The organism is Micromonospora sp. NPDC005979 (assembly GCF_040614415.1).
Classification (GTDB): Bacteria; Actinomycetota; Actinomycetes; order Mycobacteriales; family Micromonosporaceae; genus Micromonospora.
In genome coordinates, this window is the sequence record NZ_JBEXUR010000016.1 from 139,234 (window position 1) to 157,074 (window position 17,841).

Consider the following 17,841-nt stretch of genomic DNA (forward strand, 5'->3'; position numbering starts at 1 on the left):
GACGCCGGATCGCCGGCGCCGCTCCTGTCGCGAAGGGATCGCACCGTGTCCGAACGTGTCGCCGTAGACATGTGGTTCGACCCGGCCTGCCCGTGGGCGTGGATCACCTCCCGTTGGCTGCTGGAGGTCGAGCAGGTCCGGGACGTGGACATCCGCTTCCACGTGATGAGCCTGGCCGTGCTCAACGACGGTCGGGACCACCTGTCCGAGGACTACAAGACCTTCCTGAAGACCGCCTGGGGCCCGGTGCGGATCTGCATCGCCGCCGAGCAGCGGTACGGCAACGACGTCCTGCGCAGGCTCTACACCGCGCTCGGCAACCGGATCCACCTGGAGAAGCAGGAGCGGGGCCCCGAGCTGTACGTGGCCGCGCTGACCGAGGCCGGCTTGGACCCGGCGTTGGCCGCCGCCGCCGACAGCACCGAGTACGACGAGGCGCTGCGGGCCAGCCACGAGGCCGGCATGCGTCCCGTCGGGCAGGACGTCGGCACCCCGGTCGTGCACGCGCCCGGCCCGGACGGCAAGCCGGTCGCGTTCTTCGGCCCGGTGATCACGCCGCGCCCGAAGGGCGAGGCCGCCGGACGGCTCTGGGACGGTGTCCTCCTGGTCGCCGGCACCCCGGGCTTTTACGAGCTCAAGCGCACCCGCGAGCAGTCCCCGATCTTCGACTGAGCACGACCGTCGCACACCCCGTCCGGACCCTGTCGGTTGTCCGGGCGGGGGTGCGTCGCGCCGGGGCCCGGCGCGGCTGCGGGGGCCGGAAACGGTCACAGCGTCACCGCCGGGCGGGGGGCGTCGTTTCCCTCGGTGTCCGCGCAGTGGCCCCGCAGGGCCGCACACCGCAGCTCGTGGAGGCAGTCCCGATGGCCAAGCACCGTGCGTCCGGTGACGATCAGTTGACCCGGCAGGGGGTGATCGAGACTCCCGGCGCGGCGTACTGGTCGGTCGACGGTTCCCGCTGGCCGACGGTCCGCCCCGACCTTCCCGCCGACGTGGCGGACCTGCTCGCGCCGCCCATCGTGGTCGGCGTGGCCCGGGTGCCGGTCACCTCGCGCCTGACACCCGCACGGGCCGCGTTGGCGACGCCCTCGGCGTCGGCGGCGGTCGTGGCGGCGTTGGAACCGGTCGCCGTGGTGGCGGCCGCGCCGGCCGAACCGGCTCCGCCCCCGCCGACGCCCACCGCGCCGCGTCCCGTGCCCACTCCGCCGCTGAACCCGCGGCCCGTTCCGGCGCCGCCGCCCGAGCGTCCCGTGCCGGGGCCGCCCGCCACGCCTCGCCGCAACGCGGTCACCGGTCCGGTCGGGGGCGGCCGGCGCGGCAACGCCGGCCCGGTCGTCGCCGGGCGGCACCGCCGGCACAACGGCGCGTCCGGCCGCGCCGGCTGACCACGCCGACGTGCGGGCGCTTTCATCTGGTGGACGCCGCGCGGGTCCCCGTCGTCCGGTCCGTCGACGCCGGTAGCGTCAGTGGGCATGACGGTCGTGCATCCGATTGCCCGGGCCTGGATCACCACTGGCGGCACCGGCGCGCAGAACTACGACGAGTTCGCCGACGACGCGGAGATCACCGCGATCATCGAGGCGAACCCGCACAGTGCCCTCGGCATCGAGATGCCGCACCGTGCTCCGGACAGCCTGGGGACGTCGTTCCTCGACGCGCTGCCGGCCTCGGTGGCCCGACTCGCCGAGGCCAAGGCCGACGGCAGCTACACACCCGCCGAGCAGGTGGTCGTGCTGTACCGGATCAGCGCGCCGGGTGAGAAACCGGCGTACGGGCTGTTCGCGATGGTGGACACCGACCAGATCTCCACCAGCGCCGACGAGCCGGGCCTGGTCATCCGCAACGAGGACGTGTTCATCGCCAAGGTGCGCGAGCGTGTGGCGCTGGCCGAGGCGCTGGGTCACCTGCTCTCACCCGTACTCCTGCTGCAGACCGGCAGTGGTGACGAGCTGCACGCCGCGCTCGCGGCGGCGACCGACGCGGCCGGGGCGCCGGCCGCGACCGACACCGACCAGGCGGGCCGCACCCACGCCATCTGGCTGCTCGGCCCGGGCCCCGAGCAGGACGCGCTGACCGCCCTGGCGGGCGGTGGCGAGCTGGTCGTCGCCGACGGCAACCACCGCAGCCTGGCCGCCCAGACCGGCGGGCTGTCGCGCTTCCTGGCCGTGGTGACCACCCCGGCGTCGGTGGCCATCCAGCCGTACAACCGGCTGGTCAGCGAGCTGACCACCACCCCGGCCGAGCTGCTCGACCGGTTGCGGGCCGCGGGCGCCGAGGTCGAGCCGATCGACGGCCCGGTCGAGGTCCCGACGGCCGGCGGCACCGTCCACCTCCGGCTGGCCGGCCAGGGGTACGCGGTGCGCCTGCCCGCCACCGCCGACGCCCGCCTGGAGAACCTGGACCACGCCCTGGTCGAGCGGCTGGTGCTGCGCGACGCTCTGGGTCTGGACCCGGGCGACAAGCGGATCACCTACGTGGGTGGGGACTACCCGGCGAGCTGGCTCACCGGGGAGGTCGACGCCGGGCGTGCCGAGCTGGCCGTCCTCATCGCGCCGGTGACCGTGGCGGACTTCGTCGCGGTGAACCTGGCCCGGGAGAAGATGCCCCGCAAGAGCACCTGGTTCACCCCGAAGGCGCGCGGTGGCCTGGTGGTCGCCGAGCTGCCCCGCTGACCGCGTACCGCCCGACCGTGTGACGTACCCGCCTCTCCAGCGCCGCCCCTGCGGCGCTGGAGAGCGCGGCCTGACAGACTGCCCGGTATGCGCGTCTACCTGGGATCCGACCACGCCGGTTTCGAGTTGAAGGTGCACCTGGCCAATCACCTGGCCAAGCAGGGGTACGACGTGGTCGACGTCGGCCCGCACAGCTACGACCCGGACGACGACTACCCGACGTTCTGCCTGCACACCGGTGACCGGGTGGTCGCCGACGAGACCTCCCTGGGGGTCGTCATCGGCGGGTCCGGCAACGGCGAGCAGATCGCCGCGAACAAGGTGGCCGGGGTTCGTGCCGCCCTGGCCTGGAGTGTCGAGACGGCTCAGCTCGCCCGGCAGCACAACGACGCAAACGTCGTCGCGGTGGGCGCCCGCCAGCACACGCTGGACGAGGCCACGGGCATCGTCGAGGCGTTCCTGAACACGCCATTCTCCGGGAACGAGCGGCACGCCCGCCGGATCATCCAGGTCGCCGAGTACGAGCAGACCCGGAAGCTGCCCGAGCTGCCCTGACCCTGCTGACCCGCGTCGCCCGCCGTCAGCGCGGCGGGCGGGGCAGGTCCTCGCGGGGCACCCAGTTGCGGCGCACGACCACCAACCGCGCCTCCGCGTCGGCGAGGTCGTCGTCGCTCGGCCGGGCGGCGTCGCGGGCCCGCAGCGCCGCGCTCAGCCCCACCTGGGACGAACCGGAGCCGACCAGCCCGCGTAGCCCCCGCTCGCCGTCGCGGTCGTCGCCGCCGGCACCTCGACGTCGGGGTGGCGGTTCTGCGCCGTCGTGGACGCCCGCCGTGCTGGCCGTCGAGCCGTCGGCGCTGCGCGTGGCCGCGTCGGAGTCGATGTGGTGGCGCAGCCGTCGCCGGCGTCGGTCCGGGTCACCCATCAGCCGACCGTACCTCCCCACGCCATCAAGATCCGCCCGACATCAGGGATGTTGTGGCTTCCCGAGCGTCGGAGGCAGCAACATTCGGGAAGTTGTGCGGATCTTGGTCGCGCCGGACGGCGGTCTGCGACCGATTTGCCGGCTGGCTACCCTCGGGTTCGGGCGGTGCTGAGGCCGCCCGTCAGGGGGAGGACGAGATGGCAGACCAGACGCAGCCGTGGGCGGAGCGAACCGTCGAGGTCCCACCGCAGGCCGGCGTCGATGTGCCGGCGCAGCGGGACGGCTTCCGCCGCGGTGTGGCACCGGTGGGTCAACCGCGTACCCCGCGCACCGAACCGTTCCCCGTGGTCGAGGAGCCGACCGGCACGGGCTGGCCGGGCGAACCCGCCCCGCGCCGGCCGCTGAGCTGGCGGCTGGCGCAGTTGCGTCGCGGCGGCGAGTGGAGCGCGGCGGGCGGCCTGTTCGCCTTCGTGTGCTGGGGGATCTGGGCGCTCTCCGGCGGTGGCGACCTGTCCGGCCCGCTGCTCGTCCTCGTGTTGAGCCTGCTGGTGGCAGTCGGCCTGTTCGCCCTGGCCCGGGCCGTGGGGCGGTTGGTGCTGGAGCGGCAGCTCGGACGGGTCCGGCGCGGCGCGCGGGGCGCTCACCTGGCCACCGGAGTCTTCCTCGTCGGCCTGGGCGTGGCCTGGCTCCAGCAGACCGAGTGGGTCGTGTCGGCCTGGAACTGGATCACCTCGAACGTGTGACGAGGCGTGCACGGACGGGCCGGCAATGCGCCGCCCGCCCGTGCACCCGGTCGTCTCCCCACCAGGCAGTGCCGCTGCTTACCCGGCCGGCCACGGTTCATCCGTGGCCGGCCGGAGCGTCCGTCGTTCGGGTCAGCCGGGAGCGGGTCAGCCGGTGGTGGCCTCGGCGGCGGCGTGGTCGCGGGCCACCCGGACCAGTTCGACCAGGCCGCCCGCGTACTCCTGGGACTCGCCGTGCGCCTCGTCGAACGGCGGCTGGAAGCCGACGCCCTCCCACTCGCCGGTGGTCGGGTTCCAGCGGTCGTTGCCGACCTCGAAGTCCCAGGCGAAGATGCCCAGCTCGTAGTAGAGCTGGTCGGCCGAGTTGCCGGCGGCGGAGTAGAGCACGTCGGCGACCGGGCCGGTCTGCGACGGCCAGGTGACCGTGCCGCGCTCCTGGGCGATCGCGCCGACGATCCGCCGGGCGCTGTCGAGGAACAGCGTCGACTCGTCGATCGACGGCCGGGGCAGGGTGATCCGCCCGTCGGCCCGGTACGCGCCCGGCGGCCACATGAAGTACCCGCCGTAGGAGTGCACGTTCATCGCGAACCTGATGTTGGGGTGGGCCTTGGCCAGCGCGATGACGTTGCCGCTCTCCGCCTCGGACAGCTCCGCCGTACCGGCGTAGTTGCCGGAGAGGCAGTTCGCGCTTGCGCCCACGTACCCGTCGAAGTACGACCCGACGGTGTAGTTCCGGTTCACGTCGACGCCCCACGAGGTGCGGTACTTCGGGTCCCGTGCCGGTCCCTCGCAGTGGTTGACCAGGTTCTTGCGCTGGAAGTTGTAGTCGTTGAACGAGTAGTTCGCGCCGTCCGGGTTGACCGTCGGGATGACGAACACGTCGACCTGTTCCAGCAGCTCACGGGTGGCCGGGTCGGTACGGGCGTTCGCCAGCATGCGCTCGGCGAACTCCAGCGTCACCAGCGGCGTGGCCCACTCCCGGGCGTGTTCCTGGGAGTACGCCAGCACGCCGATCCGGGAGCCGTCCCGGTGTACGCCGAGACGCAGGGCCTGCACCGTCCAGGGCTTCGCCGGCACCTCGGTGCCCTGGAGCCCGTCGTCGAGGCGGGCCGGGCCGGCGACAGGCATCGGCAGCCCGGTCGAGCCGTCCTCGACGGTGGCCCGGAACCGGTTCGCCTGTCGGGCGTTGACGGCCGCCGCGACGTCGTCGGTGGTGCTCACCGTCTTGCCCGCGGCGTCGGTGGCGAGCGTGACCGTGAGGACGCGGTCGCGGTAGCCGACGGTCAGCGGTCGGTTGGGTCGGCCCGGGTCGACGGTGCGCACCTGCACGCCGTTCATGCCCTGGTCGCCGAAGCGGACCGACTCCACGACCACGGCGGCGACCGCCGGGTCGCCCAGGTACGCGACGGCGTTCCGGCGGTACCCCTGGGTCTTGTTCGGCAGGTCGATGACGTCGACCAGGTCCCGGTACTGGCGGGCCAGCCGCTTGATCCGCGCCTGGATGTCCACCGGCGTCAGGTACGCGTCGATGAAGTCCTTCTGGTAGCCGGCCGGCAGCGGCGGCGGGGTGGCGTTCGGCCACAGCGTCGGGGTGACGGCCCGACTGACGCCGCCGAGGCTGGACGTGGCGGTCAGCTGGACCGGTCGGCTCGGCACCGGCTGGGGGACGTTGTAGTGGTACTGGTACTCGCCCGAGTCCTCGAACCGGTAGAGCGGGAACGACCCGGTGGCGCCGTCGGCGGTCCGCCAGCCGACGGTGATCTCCACGTCCGGGTCGTCGGTGGCGGTGGTGGCCACCTGCGCCTGGAGGAACGTCTGCCCGCCGGTGGTCCACCAGTACGCCTGCTGGACCGCGAGGGTGTCGACGGCGGCGGCCGTGCTGCTGGTCCGCTGGCCGGCGGCCGGTGCGCCGAGCCCGGCGGCGGTACGCGCCCGCGCCGCGCGGACACTGTCGGCGAAGTGCCGGCTGCCGTCGCCGGCCCGCTGCACGACCTGCGCGGCGGTAGCGCCCCGGGCGGTGAGGTCGGCGAGCTGCGCGCCGGTCAACACCAGGTCGGCGATGATCCGGCCGTCCCGTGCCCGGGGCCGGTTGGCGAGGTCGACGCCGCTGGCGACCAACCTGTCGAGCTGGGCCTGATCGCGCAACTGCATCCGGACCAGAGCGGTCTCGGTGGCGGCCAGGGTGATCGGGGCGGTGTCGGCGACGGGTGCCGCCGTCGCGGTGCCGGGATGGGACAGCGCCGCGCTGATCAGGATCGCTGTGGTGGCGGCAGCCGTCCACCGTCGTCGGACGATCATGTGCCCTCCTGTGACGGACGTCGATGCGTGTGGTCCTTACACCAGTGCACCGATCGACACATGTCAAGGTTCCTGATCGGTAAGGACGACGTAAGGTCATCCGGTCACGTCGACGGACATCATTCCCCCATCCGTTGCCAACGAGGGGACCGTCGATGAGTCGACTACGGAGAAGTCTGGCCTTCCTGATCGTGCTGACCACCGGTCTGACGACCGCACCGGGCGTCGCGTCGGCAGCCGCGGCGCTGCCCACGTACACGTTCGTGGATCTGGGGACGCTCGGTGTGCCGAGTACGGGGGAACCGCCCACCAGCGACGGCTACGCCCTCAACGACGCCCGTACCGTGGTGGGCGTCTCCACGATCGACGGTGTCTACAACTTCCACGCGTTCGCCTCGACGAACGGGGTGATGAGCGACCTGGGCGCCCTGTACACCGGACCGTACGGCGCGAGCTCCGCGGCGGGCATCAACGACCGGGGCGTCGTCGTCGGGGCCACCCACGTCAACGCGACGGAGCCTCCGCACGCCTTCCGCTATTCCGGCGGGGTCATGACCGACCTCGGCACCGGCTACGGCGCGGGCAGCGGAAGTTCGGCGTACGACGTCAACGACGACGGCGTGGTGGTGGGCAGCCGGTTCGAGACGCAGGGGGCGCCGACCCGGGCGGTCGTCTGGCGCGACGGCAAGGTCGTCGACCTGGGCACGCTCGGCGGCCAGGCGGGCCCCTGGGGCACGGACAGCATCGCCTACGGCGTGAACTCGTCCGGGCATGTCGTCGGCGGCGCCGCCGTGCCGAGCGGTGGCCTGCACGCCTTCGTCTACTCCGGTGGGGCGCTGACGGACCTCGGCACCCTGGGCGGTGTCACGGAGTCCACGTACGCCCGGGACATCAACGACCGGGGTCACGTCGTCGGTGTCTCGCAGAACACCACCGGTCAGCTGCGGGCGACGCTCTGGCGTAACGGCACCATCCGCGACCTCGGGTCCCTCGGCGGCAACTACTCCGAGGCGCGGGCCGTGAACGAGAACGGCCAGGTGGTGGGCATCGCCCGGACCAGCAGCCCCGACTTCTACAACGAGCGGGCGTTCCTCTGGCAGGGCGGTCGGATGGTCGACCTGAACACCCGGGTGCGGAACCTTCCTCCGACGGTGACGCTGCGCTCCGCCGAGGACGTCAACGACGACGGCGTCATCGTGGGCCTCGCCTGCCCCGTCGACTGCGCCGAGGGCGGTGATCGCGCGCGCCGGGCCTACCTCCTGGTGCCGACGAGCTGACCCGCGACCGGAGCGACCGGCGCCCGTCGCGCCCGCGCGGGACGGGCGCCGGTCACCGGGATGCGGTCCCGTTGTCGTACGACTCGCGGGCGTCGAGCAGCTCGTCCCAGTGCTGTGCCACCCAGGCGCAGGCGACCGCGATCGGTTCGAGCATGCTGCGGCCCACCGGCGTCAGCTCGTACTCGACGTGCGCGGCCGCTCCGGCGTGGACGGTGCGGGTGACCAGCCCGTCCCGTTCGAGGGAGCGCAGCGACTGGGTGAGGACCTTTGGTGTGACGCGGCGCAGCGGCACGCGCAGCTCGGAGAAGCGGCGAGGCCCGTCTTCCAGGCAGCGGATGACGAGGGCCGCCCACTTGTCACCGAACCGGATCGGATTGAGCGAGGAGGGGCACAGCTCGTCGAACATGTCGGCGGGCAGGGGTTGCCTCATGGCCTGACGATAGCTGGTATCTCGGCGGTAACCAGCCCCGGCGATAGCGTCGGCGAACCGGCCGGGCGTAAGGGTTCCGGCCCTGGTGAGAGGCGTTCGCCATGAACATCGTGATCTTCGGCGCGGGTGGCCGGGCCGGGCGGCAGGCCGTCGCCGAGGCGCGTCTTCGCGGCCATCGGGTCACCGCCGTGGTGCGCGATCCGGCGGCCCACGGTGACCTGGGCGACGCGCACGTGGTGGCCGGCGACGTCACGGACGCCGCGAGCGTCGCGCGCGCCGCCGCCGGGCAGGACGCCGCGATCAGCGCCGCCGTGGACCTGTCCCAGGCACCGACTCAGTTCTTCACGACGTCGTCCCGCGCCCTGGCCGCCGGCCTGGCCGAGGCGGGCGTACGCCGCCTGGTGGTGGTGGGCCTCGCGTCGATCTTGCCCGGAGCGTCCGGCGTGGCCCTGATGGACGAGCCCGGCTATCCCGACGAGTACCGCTCCTTCTACCTGGGCCACGCGGCGGGCCTCGACGAGCTGCGGACCTGCGATCTCGACTGGGCGTACGTGGCCCCGGCCGGCGACTTCGACCACGACGGCACGCGTACCGGCCGCTATCGGGTCGCCGGGCACGGCGACCCGGCCAGCCGGATCAGCTACCCGGACTTCGCGATAGCGCTGCTCGACGAGATCGAGACGCCGCGCCACCACCGGTCCGCCCTGAGTGTTCGGGAGGTGTGATGCCCGAGGTCCACGACAGCCCGAACACCTGGGTCGCCGAGCACATCCGTCGTTTCGAGGAGACTGGCGGCAGACCACGGCCGGGCGTGCACGACCTGCTCCTGACGACTCGTGGCCGACGAACCGGCGAGCTGCGCCGCACCGCGCTCGTGTACGAGCGCGATGGCGACCGTTACGTGCTGGCCGCCTCGAATCGCGGCGCGGAGCACCACCCCGCGTGGTATCTCAACCTGCTCGCCGACCCGTACGTCACCGTGCAGGTCGGTACGGAGACCTTCACCGCTCGGGCGCGCACCGCCACAACGCGGGAGCGTCCGCGCCTGTGGCGTCTGATGGTGTCGGCCCGGTCGGAGTACGCCGCGTACCAGCAGCGGATCACCCGGGAGATTCCCATGGTCGTCCTGGAACGCGTCGAGGACTGAACGGGGAAAGCCCAGGCTCAGCGAATGTGCCGCTGAGCCTGGGCTTCATGGGTGGAGCGGGCGACGGGAATCGAACCCGCACCGTCAGTTTGGAAGACTGAAGCTCTGCCATTGAGCTACGCCCGCGCTCGGCCCCGCCGGAACGGGGCGCGCCGACAGCGTACCCAATGCCGGTCGTGGGCGCGCGACCGCGCCACCGCCCCCGTGGCGTCGTGTCGTGACGACGCCGCGCCGCACGCCTCAAGATCCGCACAACAACGCCGAAGTTGCGGCATCCGCGCGCCGGGAAGCCGCAGTTTCCCCGATGTTGCGCGGATCGCGCGCGGGCGGCGCGCGGCGGACGTCGCGCGGATCTTGAACAGCGAAAAAGGGTGAGATGGGAGATCTGTCCGGGTGACGGACGCCCCGGCACTGCCTGAGGCGCGGCGACGGCATAGACTGCACGTCGCCACGGGGTGTGGCGCAGCTTGGTAGCGCACTCGCTTTGGGAGCGAGGGGCCGTGGGTTCAAATCCCGCCACCCCGACTGTCGTCCGCGTCCGGTCTCCCCGGGCGCTGCGGGCCGGCCCCGCCGGCTCGCCTACACTCGATGGGCCAATCGAAGGCCCAGAATCAAAACCCAGATCCGTCAAGGAGTACGCCTGTGAAGAGCACCGTCGAGACTCTGAGCCCGACGCGCGTGCGGCTCGCCATCGAGGTGCCGTTCGTCGAGCTCGAGCCGAGCCTCAAGAAGGCGTACCGGGAGATCGGTTCGCAGGTCCAGGTCCCGGGCTTCCGCCGGGGCAAGGTGCCGACCGCGGTGATCGACCAGCGGGTGGGCCGGGGCACCGTCCTCAACGAGGCGGTCCAGGAGGCCATCCCGGAGAACATCATGGCCGCGGTACGCGAGCACGACCTGAAGACGCTGGGGCGTCCCGAGGTCGAGATCACCGAGTTCAACGACGGTGACTCGCTGAACTTCACCGCCGAGGTCGACGTCCGTCCGGAGATCACCATCCCGGACGCGTCCACCATCGAGGTGACCGTCGACGAGCTGCAGATCGACGACAGTGAGATCGACGAGCAGGTCAAGAACCTGCGGGAGCGGTTCGCCACCCTGAAGACGGTCGAGCGGGCCGCCGCCGAGGGCGACTACGTGCAGATCGACCTGAACGCGACCGTCGACGGCGAGGACGTGCCGGGCGGTCAGGCCAGCAACATCTCCCACGAGGTGGGCAGCAAGCAGCTCCTGCCGGGCCTGGACGAGGCCGTGGTCGGCCTCGCCGCCGGCGACAGCACCACCTTCACCACCCAGCTCGTGGGCGGCGACTTCGCCGGCCGTGACGCCGACGTGGCGGTGACCGTGCGCACGGTCAAGGAGAAGGAGCTGCCGGAGCTGAACGACGAGTTCGCGCAGATGGCCAGCGAGTTCGACACGATCGAGGAGCTGCGCGGCGACCTGCGGTCCCGGGTCACCCAGGGCAAGCAGGTCGAGCAGATCTACGCCGCCCGCGACAAGGCGCTGGCGCAGCTGGTCGAGACCGCCGAGGTGCCGGCGCCGGAGGGTGTCGTGCGCGAGGAGGTCGCCAGCCGCAAGCAGGCGATGGTCGACCAGCTCGAGCGGATCGGCGCCTCCCTCGAGGAATACCTGGCGGCCGAGGAGAAGACCGAGGAGCAGATCGACGCCGAGCTGACCGAGGCGGCCACCGAGGGCGTCAAGGTGCAGCTCCTGCTCGACACGCTGGCCGACGCGGAGGACGTGCAGGTTTCCGACGACGAGTTCGGGCACGAGATCGTGCACCGGGCGCAGCGCGCCGGCATGGCCCCGCAGCAGTACTACGACCAGCTGGTGCGCTCCGGCGCCGCCGCCGCGGTCTTCGGTGACGTCCGGCGCGGCAAGGCGCTCGCGGCCGTCATGGAGCGCATCACGATCAAGGACTCGGCCGGCAACCCGGTCACCCTGGACGCGCTGCGTGCCGCCAACGAGGCCGAGCACAACCACGAGCACTGATCGTCGGGTGCGGCCGCCGTCCGCCGCTGCGCGGTGCACGGCGGCCAAACCCTTTCCGGGGACACCCGGAGTTGAGCGCTGCCGGGGTACGCCCGGAAGGCCCGCGCCGCGGGTGCCCGACACAGCTGCGCTGAGAGCGAACAGTGCCCCGACCGGGACTCTGCGGCCCCGCACAGCGGTTAGTGTCGGGAAAGACGGTACGGAGAGCGAAGGGCTGCCATGACCGACATGCACATCCCCAAGAAGTCGCTCCGGGCGATTGACGCGCGCGGTGGCGACTCCATTGGCAACCTCGACGACTCGGTCTACAACCGGTTGCTCAAGGAGCGCATCATCTTCCTGGGCAGTGAGGTGACCGACCAGGTCGCCAACCGCATCTGCGCGCAGCTGCTGCTGCTCGCCGCGGAGGACCCGGACCGCGACATCAACCTGTGGATCAACTCGCCGGGTGGCTCGGTCTACTCGGGCATGGCGATCTACGACACCATGCAGTTCATCGACAACGACGTGTCGACCGTGGCGATGGGCATGGCGGCCTCGATGGGTCAGCTGCTGCTCTGCGCGGGCACCAAGGGCAAGCGCTACGCCCTGCCGCACGCCCGGATCATGATGCACCAGCCGTCCGGTGGTCTGGGCGGCACGGCGTCCGACATCGCCATCCAGGCGGAGCAGATGCTCTACACGAAGCGGATGTTCCAGGAGCGGGTCGCGCACCACACCGGCCAAGACCAGTCGCAGATCGAGGCGGACTCGGACCGGGACCGTTGGTTCACCGCCCAGGAGGCCATGGACTACGGCTTCATCGACAAGGTGATCATCGGGGCCGCTCAGGTTCCGGATGGCGCCGGGACCCTGAGCTGAGGAGCTGACGATGACCGACCTGAGCCTGCCGCCCCAGTTCGCGGCCGTGCACAACCGCTACGTGCTGCCGTCGTTCGTCGAGCGCACGTCGTACGGGGTCAAGGAGTCGAACCCGTACAACAAGCTCTTCGAGGACCGGATCATCTTCCTCGGTGTCCAGGTGGACGACGCGTCGGCCAACGACGTGATGGCCCAGCTGCTCACGCTGGAGGGCACCGACCCGGACCGCGACATCATCATGTACATCAACTCGCCGGGTGGCTCCTTCACCGCGATGACGGCGATCTACGACACCATGCAGTACGTCCGCCCCGACATCCAGACGGTCTGCCTCGGGCAGGCGGCCAGCGCCGCGGCCGTGCTGCTGTCGGCGGGCACCGCGGGTAAGCGGATGGCGCTTCCGAACTCGCGGATCATCATCCACCAGCCGGCCACCGAGGGCGGCTACGGGCAGGGCTCGGACATCGAGATCCAGGCCCGGGAGATCCTGCGGATGCGGACGCAGTTGGAGGACATGTTGTCCCGCCACTGCAACCGCCCGATCGAGCAGGTCCGCAAGGACATCGACCGTGACAAGATCATGACGGCCGAGGAGTCCAAGGAGTACGGGCTGGTGGACACGATTCTGACCAGCCGCAAGAAGGGTCTGCTGGCGACCCACTCCGCCAGCTGAGCTGTACCGGGTCAGAGGTTGGCCGGGGCGTGAAGTTCCCGGCCGGCCTCTGACACACCCGTTTTGGGGGTCGGAGAATGCCCCGCCAACGGGTAACGTCGGGTCCGTACCGCTTCGCCGGTCGGGCCAGCGAAGCGAACCAAGCCGGGCGGCGCGCAGCGTCCGCAGGTCAGGGCCGGGTCTCCGGCCGATGAGTGCAGGGAGAACGTAGGTGGCACGGATCGGTGACGGCGGCGACCTACTGAAATGCTCCTTCTGCGGTAAGTCGCAGAAGCAGGTCAAGAAGCTCATCGCGGGCCCAGGGGTCTACATCTGCGACGAGTGCATCGATCTCTGTAACGAGATCATCGAAGAGGAGCTGGCCGAGTCCGGCGAGGTGAAGTGGGAAGAGCTTCCCAAGCCGATGGAGATCTGCCAGTTCCTCGACAACTACGTCGTGGGGCAGGACCAGGCCAAGAAGGCGCTCGCCGTCGCGGTCTACAACCACTACAAGCGCATCCAGGCAGAGGCGGCCAACGCGCCGGGCTCCGGCAGTGACGCCGTCGAGCTGGCCAAGTCCAACATCCTGCTGCTCGGCCCGACGGGGTGCGGCAAGACCCACCTGGCGCAGACCCTCGCCCGAATGCTGAACGTCCCGTTCGCCATCGCCGACGCCACCGCGTTGACCGAGGCGGGCTACGTCGGCGAGGACGTGGAGAACATCCTCCTCAAGCTGATCCAGGCCGCCGACTACGACATCAAGCGCGCCGAGACCGGCATCATCTACATCGACGAGGTCGACAAGATCGCCCGTAAGTCGGAGAACCCGTCGATCACCCGCGACGTCTCCGGCGAGGGTGTGCAGCAGGCCCTGCTCAAGATGCTGGAGGGCACGGTCGCCAACGTCCCGCCGCAGGGCGGTCGCAAGCACCCGCACCAGGAGTTCATCCAGATCGACACCACGAACGTGCTGTTCATCTGCGGTGGCGCGTTCGCCGGCCTCGACCAGATCATCGAGTCCCGCACCGGGCAGGGTGGCACCGGCTTCGGCGCTCGCCTGCGGTCGGTGTCCGAGCGGTCGACCGACGACATCTTCAGCCAGGTCATGCCGGAGGACATGCTCAAGTTCGGGCTGATCCCCGAGTTCGTCGGCCGGCTTCCCGTGATCACCAACGTGCGCAGCCTGGACCGCAGCGCCCTGGTGCGTATCCTCACCGAGCCGCGCAACGCCCTCGTCCGGCAGTACCAGCGCCTGTTCGAGCTGGACGGCGTCGAGCTGGAGTTCGACGAGCCGGCGCTGGAGGCCATCGCCGACCAGGCCATGCTGCGGGGCACCGGCGCCCGTGGCCTGCGGGCCATCATCGAGGAGGTCCTGCTCTCCGCGATGTACGAGGTCCCGAGCAACCCCGACGCCGCCCGGGTGTTGATCACCCGCGAGGTCGTCCTGGAGAACGTCAACCCGACGATCGTTCCGCGCGAGTTCACCGGGCGTCGGGCCCGGCGGGACCGCGAGGAGAAGTCGGCCTGATCCTCCTCACGTCACGCCGGCCGTCCGTCACTGACGCGGTCGGCGTGACCGTGTCCGGCGGTCCCACTCACCCGACGGGGTGACCGTCACCATCATCAGCCGAGCCGGTTCGTCGGCGTCGTTGCGGTAGCCGTGCTCCCGGTCGGCGTGGAACTCGATCGTGTCCCCGGCCCGTACGGCGTGATCCTGCCCGTCCACGTGGACGACCACCGCCCCGGCGAGGACGTGCAGGACCTCCCGGGTACCCCGAGGGTGGTCGGCGGAGCGGTGTCGCTCTCCGGGTTCCAGCCGCCAGTCCCACAGCTCGACGAGGTCGGGTTCGCCGAGCCCGCTGAGAAGGTGGGCGGTGCCGCCGTGCTCGCCCTGCCAGAGCACGGGCGCCTCGGCCGTGGAGCTGATCCGCACGGTCTGCTCCTCGTCGGGCTCGAGCAGCCGGGCGATGTTGACGCCGAACGCGTCGGCGACCCGGCACAGCGTGCCGACGCTGGGGTTGGTGCGTGCGCTCTCGATCTGTACGAGCATCGCCTTGCTCACGCCGGACCGGCCGGCCAGCTCCTCGAAGGACCAGCCCCGGGCGGCGCGCAGCTCCCGTACCTGCCGGGCCACCGCGGCCGTCACCGCACTGACCCGGCCACCTGCGTCGGTCATCAAACTATCCTTCACGGTTACTATTGTGGTACGACAGTGGCATGTTCCCCATTCTCCTGGCAGCGGTGTCCGCGGTCGCGTTCGGCACCGCCGACTTCTCCGGCGGAAAGGCGTCCCGCCGCGCCGACCCCATCGCGGTGACCGTGATCTCCCAGCTGCTGAGCGTCCCCCTGTTGGTCGCTCTGGTGCTCCTGGTGCCGGGGTCACCGACGGTCGCCGACATCGCCTGGGGACTGCTCGCGGGGACGGCGGGCGCCGGCGGCGTCGTGCTGCTCTACCGGGCGCTCGCCGGCGGGATGATGGCCGTGGTGGCGCCGGTCACCGCGATCACCGCGGCCGTGGTGCCGATCGTCGCCGGCCTGTTCACCAGCACCTTCCCCGGCGCTCCGGCGCTCACCGGCGCCGGCCTCGCGGTGGTGGCGATCGCTCTGGTCAGCCTCGGCGAGGGCGGTGGTCGCCGGACGGTCCCCGCCCGACTGGTGGGGCTCGCCCTCGCGGCCGGCGCCCTCTTCGGCGTCTTCTTCACCCTGCTCGGTCAGGCCAGCGAGAACGCGGGCATGTGGCCGGTGGCCGCGGTACGGACCAGCTCGATCGCGTTCGGCCTGCTCCTCGCCGCCGGCACCGGTGTGCGACTGCGGCTCGGACGGCGGGTGCTCGGTTGGGCGGCCCTCGCCGGTCTGCTCGACAGCGCCGCCAACGCGCTCTTCCTGGCCGCTGCCGCGCGAGGGCACCTCAGCATCGTGGCGGCGATCGCCGCGCTCTACCCCGCCAGCACGGTGCTGCTCGCGCTCGCCGTCGACCGTGAACGGCTGCGGCCGGTCCAGGTCGCCGGCCTCGGGTTCGCGGCGGGGGCTCTCGTGCTGGCCAGCATCTGAGGCTGTCCACACCGGCCCGTCCGGTCGTACTCTTCTCTCATGCGCGTCGCCGTCTGCCAGCTCAACGCCCGGGACGACCGCAAGGCCAACCTGGCCGCCGCGGAGCTGCTGCTGGAACGCGCCGCCGACGGCGGCGCGGACCTGGCCATCCTTCCTGAGTACGTCGACTATCTCGGCCCGGAGGCCGGTCTGCCCGAGCCGGAGCCGGTCGACGGCGAGGTGGGCAGCTTCTTCGCCGGGGTCGCACGGCGGCTGGGCATGTGGGTGCTGGCCGGGTCGTTCCACGAGGCCGGCCCGGACCCCGCGCACACCTGGAACACCTCGCTGGTCTTCGACCGTGCCGGCAGCCTGGCCGCGAGCTACCGCAAAATCCATCTGTACGACGTGCAGATCCCCGGTCGGGTCTCCTACCGGGAGTCGGAGACCGTCGCGCCCGGCACCCAACCCGTCGTGGTGGACGTGGAGGGCCTCCGGGTCGGGCTGTCGATCTGCTACGACCTGCGCTTCCCGGAGCTGTACCGGCGGCTCGCCACCGAGGGCGGCGCTCAGCTCCTGGTGGTGCCGGCGGCGTTCATGATGCACACCGGGCGGGACCACTGGGAGGTGCTGCTCCGGGCCCGGGCGATCGAGAACCAGTGCTTCGTGGCGGCGGCCGGTCAGACCGGTGACCACGAGCCGGGCCGCACCTGCTTCGGACGCAGCATGGTGGTCGACCCGTGGGGGACGGTCCTGACCCAGCTGCCCGACGGGCCGGGGGTGGCCGTCGCCGACCTGGACCTTGACCGGCTGTCCGTGATCCGGGCCGAGCTGCCGAGCCTCGCCAACCGCCGGCTCTGAGAGTCAGCCCTCGAGCAGGACGCCGATCGTCGCGAGCCCGGCGATCACCGCGGCGGTGACCAGCAGGGCCGTTGTCATCCGGGACCTGCCGCGGCGGGCCAGACGTCCGACCGAGAAGAACAGGACCACCAGCACGACCGCGCCGATCACCAGTTGCCAGAACGGCAGGAGGATGCCGAGCAGTGCTTCCTCGGCGAACACCGCGGTCTCCAGCCCGGACTCATCCATGAGTGACACTCTGGCACGCCGACGTGTGCCGCGTCGCCGACCACGGTGGAGAGCGCGCCGGTCGACGTGACCCGAACCAGTGATGAACCCTGATTTGCCTTCTCCGGGCCGTCCGCGTAACTTTCTCTCTGCACGAGGGAGGCCGGACAAACCGGCCGAGAGCGGGCGCCAGGCTCGTGGCGGAGACGCCGAGCGAGACTGAGATCGGGCGGTGCGAAACACCTCGGAGACGGGGTTGCGGACGCGAAGCCGACCGGGTAGAGTTCTGAAGCCGGCAGGAGCCGGGCGGAGAGCCGCGCAGCGGCGATCGGCCGGTCTGCGGCTTCCCACGAGAGTAACGACCGCCGGATACGGCGTGCGTCATCGTGGGTCCGGACGAACCAGATTGATCACCTCGAATACGAGGTTGACAATGTAAGTTCGACCAAGTAGGTTTGAGCGGTTGCCCCGAAACGGGGTTCCACGGAATGTGGAGCTTCTGATCGGTGTGTGGTTGTTCTTTGAGAACTCAACAGGGTGCTTGTAAAGCCAGTGCCAATTATGATTTATACCCCGGACTGGCAGCCTGCTTTTGGTGGGTTGTTGGTTGGGATTCCTTTGGCAACATTTGTTTGTTGCCGGGATAGCTGTTCAACTAATTTTTTGTTGGAGAGTTTGATCCTGGCTCAGGACGAACGCTGGCGGCGTGCTTAACACATGCAAGTCGAGCGGAAAGGCCCTTCGGGGTACTCGAG

General features: G+C 71.0%; 19 protein-coding genes, 2 tRNA genes and 1 rRNA gene. 16 read left to right on the forward strand and 6 right to left on the reverse strand.

Annotated elements, in window-relative coordinates; genetic code table 11:
* Window positions 1-45: 45 nt before the first annotated feature.
* The 4 genes from ABZ272_RS24785 to ABZ272_RS24800 all read left to right on the forward strand — a co-directional run bounded on the left by ABZ272_RS24785 (window position 46) and on the right by ABZ272_RS24800 (window position 3,227).
* Window positions 46-672: a DsbA family protein gene (locus tag ABZ272_RS24785; protein WP_355052296.1), complete on the forward strand. Its 627-nt coding sequence runs from the start codon at window positions 46-48 to the stop codon at window positions 670-672.
* Between the two features lie 191 nt (window positions 673-863).
* Window positions 864-1,385, forward strand: coding sequence for a hypothetical protein (locus tag ABZ272_RS24790; protein ID WP_355052297.1), 522 nt, complete (start codon window positions 864-866; stop codon window positions 1,383-1,385).
* Between the two features lie 87 nt (window positions 1,386-1,472).
* Window positions 1,473-2,672: a DUF1015 family protein gene (locus ABZ272_RS24795; protein WP_355052298.1), complete on the forward strand. Its 1,200-nt coding sequence runs from the start codon at window positions 1,473-1,475 to the stop codon at window positions 2,670-2,672.
* Between the two features lie 87 nt (window positions 2,673-2,759).
* On the forward strand, window positions 2,760-3,227 hold the full coding sequence (locus ABZ272_RS24800) for a ribose-5-phosphate isomerase (RefSeq protein WP_355052299.1): 468 nt from the start codon (window positions 2,760-2,762) through the stop codon (window positions 3,225-3,227).
* Between the two features lie 25 nt (window positions 3,228-3,252).
* On the opposite strand, the gene ABZ272_RS24805 is transcribed toward ABZ272_RS24800, so the two are convergent.
* The gene (locus tag ABZ272_RS24805; RefSeq protein WP_355052300.1) at window positions 3,253-3,594 is read right to left on the reverse strand and encodes a hypothetical protein; all 342 of its coding nucleotides are present in this window, start codon (window positions 3,592-3,594) and stop codon (window positions 3,253-3,255) included.
* Window positions 3,595-3,791: 197 nt separating this feature from the next.
* Here ABZ272_RS24805 and ABZ272_RS24810 point away from each other — a divergent pair, with 197 nt between their 5' ends.
* Window positions 3,792-4,337, forward strand: coding sequence for a hypothetical protein (locus ABZ272_RS24810; RefSeq protein ID WP_355052301.1), 546 nt, complete (start codon window positions 3,792-3,794; stop codon window positions 4,335-4,337).
* 147 nt (window positions 4,338-4,484) lie between these two features.
* Here ABZ272_RS24810 and ABZ272_RS24815 read toward each other — a convergent pair whose 3' ends face one another.
* Window positions 4,485-6,635: a M14 family zinc carboxypeptidase gene (locus ABZ272_RS24815; protein WP_355052302.1), complete on the reverse strand. Its 2,151-nt coding sequence runs from the start codon at window positions 6,633-6,635 to the stop codon at window positions 4,485-4,487.
* Window positions 6,636-6,790: 155 nt separating this feature from the next.
* On the opposite strand from ABZ272_RS24815, the gene ABZ272_RS24820 reads away from it, so the two are divergent.
* Entirely contained in the window at window positions 6,791-7,912 is a 1,122-nt protein-coding gene (locus tag ABZ272_RS24820) for a hypothetical protein (RefSeq protein WP_355052303.1), read from the forward strand.
* Window positions 7,913-7,964: 52 nt separating this feature from the next.
* Here the strand turns inward: ABZ272_RS24820 and ABZ272_RS24825 are convergent, their stop codons facing one another.
* Window positions 7,965-8,342, reverse strand: a complete 378-nt coding sequence (locus ABZ272_RS24825) for a helix-turn-helix domain-containing protein (RefSeq protein ID WP_355052304.1) — start codon at window positions 8,340-8,342, stop codon at window positions 7,965-7,967.
* A gap of 101 nt (window positions 8,343-8,443) precedes the next feature.
* Between ABZ272_RS24825 and ABZ272_RS24830 the strand changes: the two genes are divergently transcribed.
* Together ABZ272_RS24830 and ABZ272_RS24835 are read left to right on the forward strand one after the other, a co-directional pair.
* Complete coding sequence (locus ABZ272_RS24830) at window positions 8,444-9,067, forward strand: NAD(P)H-binding protein (protein ID WP_355052305.1); 624 nt, start codon at window positions 8,444-8,446, stop codon at window positions 9,065-9,067.
* Window positions 9,067-9,489, forward strand: a complete 423-nt coding sequence (locus ABZ272_RS24835; RefSeq protein WP_355052306.1) for a nitroreductase family deazaflavin-dependent oxidoreductase — start codon at window positions 9,067-9,069, stop codon at window positions 9,487-9,489. The genes ABZ272_RS24830 and ABZ272_RS24835 overlap by 1 nt, the downstream gene beginning before the upstream one ends.
* Window positions 9,490-9,541: 52 nt before the next feature.
* On the opposite strand, the gene ABZ272_RS24840 is transcribed toward ABZ272_RS24835, so the two are convergent.
* Window positions 9,542-9,615, reverse strand: a tRNA-Gly gene (locus ABZ272_RS24840).
* Window positions 9,616-9,940: 325 nt separating this feature from the next.
* On the opposite strand from ABZ272_RS24840, the gene ABZ272_RS24845 reads away from it, so the two are divergent.
* The 5 genes from ABZ272_RS24845 to clpX all read left to right on the forward strand — a co-directional run bounded on the left by ABZ272_RS24845 (window position 9,941) and on the right by clpX (window position 14,519).
* A tRNA-Pro gene (locus ABZ272_RS24845) sits at window positions 9,941-10,014 on the forward strand.
* A 117-nt stretch (window positions 10,015-10,131) separates the two neighbouring features.
* The gene (gene tig / locus ABZ272_RS24850) at window positions 10,132-11,478 is read left to right on the forward strand and encodes a trigger factor (protein ID WP_355052307.1); all 1,347 of its coding nucleotides are present in this window, start codon (window positions 10,132-10,134) and stop codon (window positions 11,476-11,478) included.
* 219 nt (window positions 11,479-11,697) lie between these two features.
* Entirely contained in the window at window positions 11,698-12,339 is a 642-nt protein-coding gene (locus tag ABZ272_RS24855) for an ATP-dependent Clp protease proteolytic subunit (RefSeq protein ID WP_088988027.1), read from the forward strand.
* 10 nt (window positions 12,340-12,349) lie between these two features.
* A complete protein-coding gene (locus ABZ272_RS24860) occupies window positions 12,350-13,012 on the forward strand; it encodes an ATP-dependent Clp protease proteolytic subunit (protein WP_007464109.1) in 663 nt (220 codons plus the stop codon).
* A gap of 211 nt (window positions 13,013-13,223) precedes the next feature.
* Window positions 13,224-14,519 carry an ATP-dependent Clp protease ATP-binding subunit ClpX gene (clpX, locus tag ABZ272_RS24865; RefSeq protein ID WP_145779357.1) on the forward strand — a complete coding sequence of 432 codons (1,296 nt, stop codon included), beginning with the start codon at window positions 13,224-13,226 and terminating at the stop codon, window positions 14,517-14,519.
* A gap of 27 nt (window positions 14,520-14,546) precedes the next feature.
* Here the strand turns inward: clpX and ABZ272_RS24870 are convergent, their stop codons facing one another.
* Window positions 14,547-15,167, reverse strand: a complete 621-nt coding sequence (locus tag ABZ272_RS24870) for an XRE family transcriptional regulator (protein ID WP_355052308.1) — start codon at window positions 15,165-15,167, stop codon at window positions 14,547-14,549.
* 41 nt (window positions 15,168-15,208) lie between these two features.
* Between ABZ272_RS24870 and ABZ272_RS24875 the strand changes: the two genes are divergently transcribed.
* Together ABZ272_RS24875 and ABZ272_RS24880 are read left to right on the forward strand one after the other, a co-directional pair.
* Complete coding sequence (locus tag ABZ272_RS24875; protein ID WP_355052309.1) at window positions 15,209-16,042, forward strand: DMT family transporter; 834 nt, start codon at window positions 15,209-15,211, stop codon at window positions 16,040-16,042.
* A gap of 39 nt (window positions 16,043-16,081) precedes the next feature.
* Window positions 16,082-16,879: a carbon-nitrogen hydrolase family protein gene (locus tag ABZ272_RS24880; protein ID WP_355052310.1), complete on the forward strand. Its 798-nt coding sequence runs from the start codon at window positions 16,082-16,084 to the stop codon at window positions 16,877-16,879.
* Between the two features lie 3 nt (window positions 16,880-16,882).
* Here the strand turns inward: ABZ272_RS24880 and ABZ272_RS24885 are convergent, their stop codons facing one another.
* Window positions 16,883-17,107, reverse strand: a complete 225-nt coding sequence (locus ABZ272_RS24885) for a hypothetical protein (protein ID WP_355052311.1) — start codon at window positions 17,105-17,107, stop codon at window positions 16,883-16,885.
* Between the two features lie 642 nt (window positions 17,108-17,749).
* Here ABZ272_RS24885 and ABZ272_RS24890 point away from each other — a divergent pair.
* Window positions 17,750-17,841, forward strand: a 16S ribosomal RNA gene (locus ABZ272_RS24890); the annotation flags it as partial.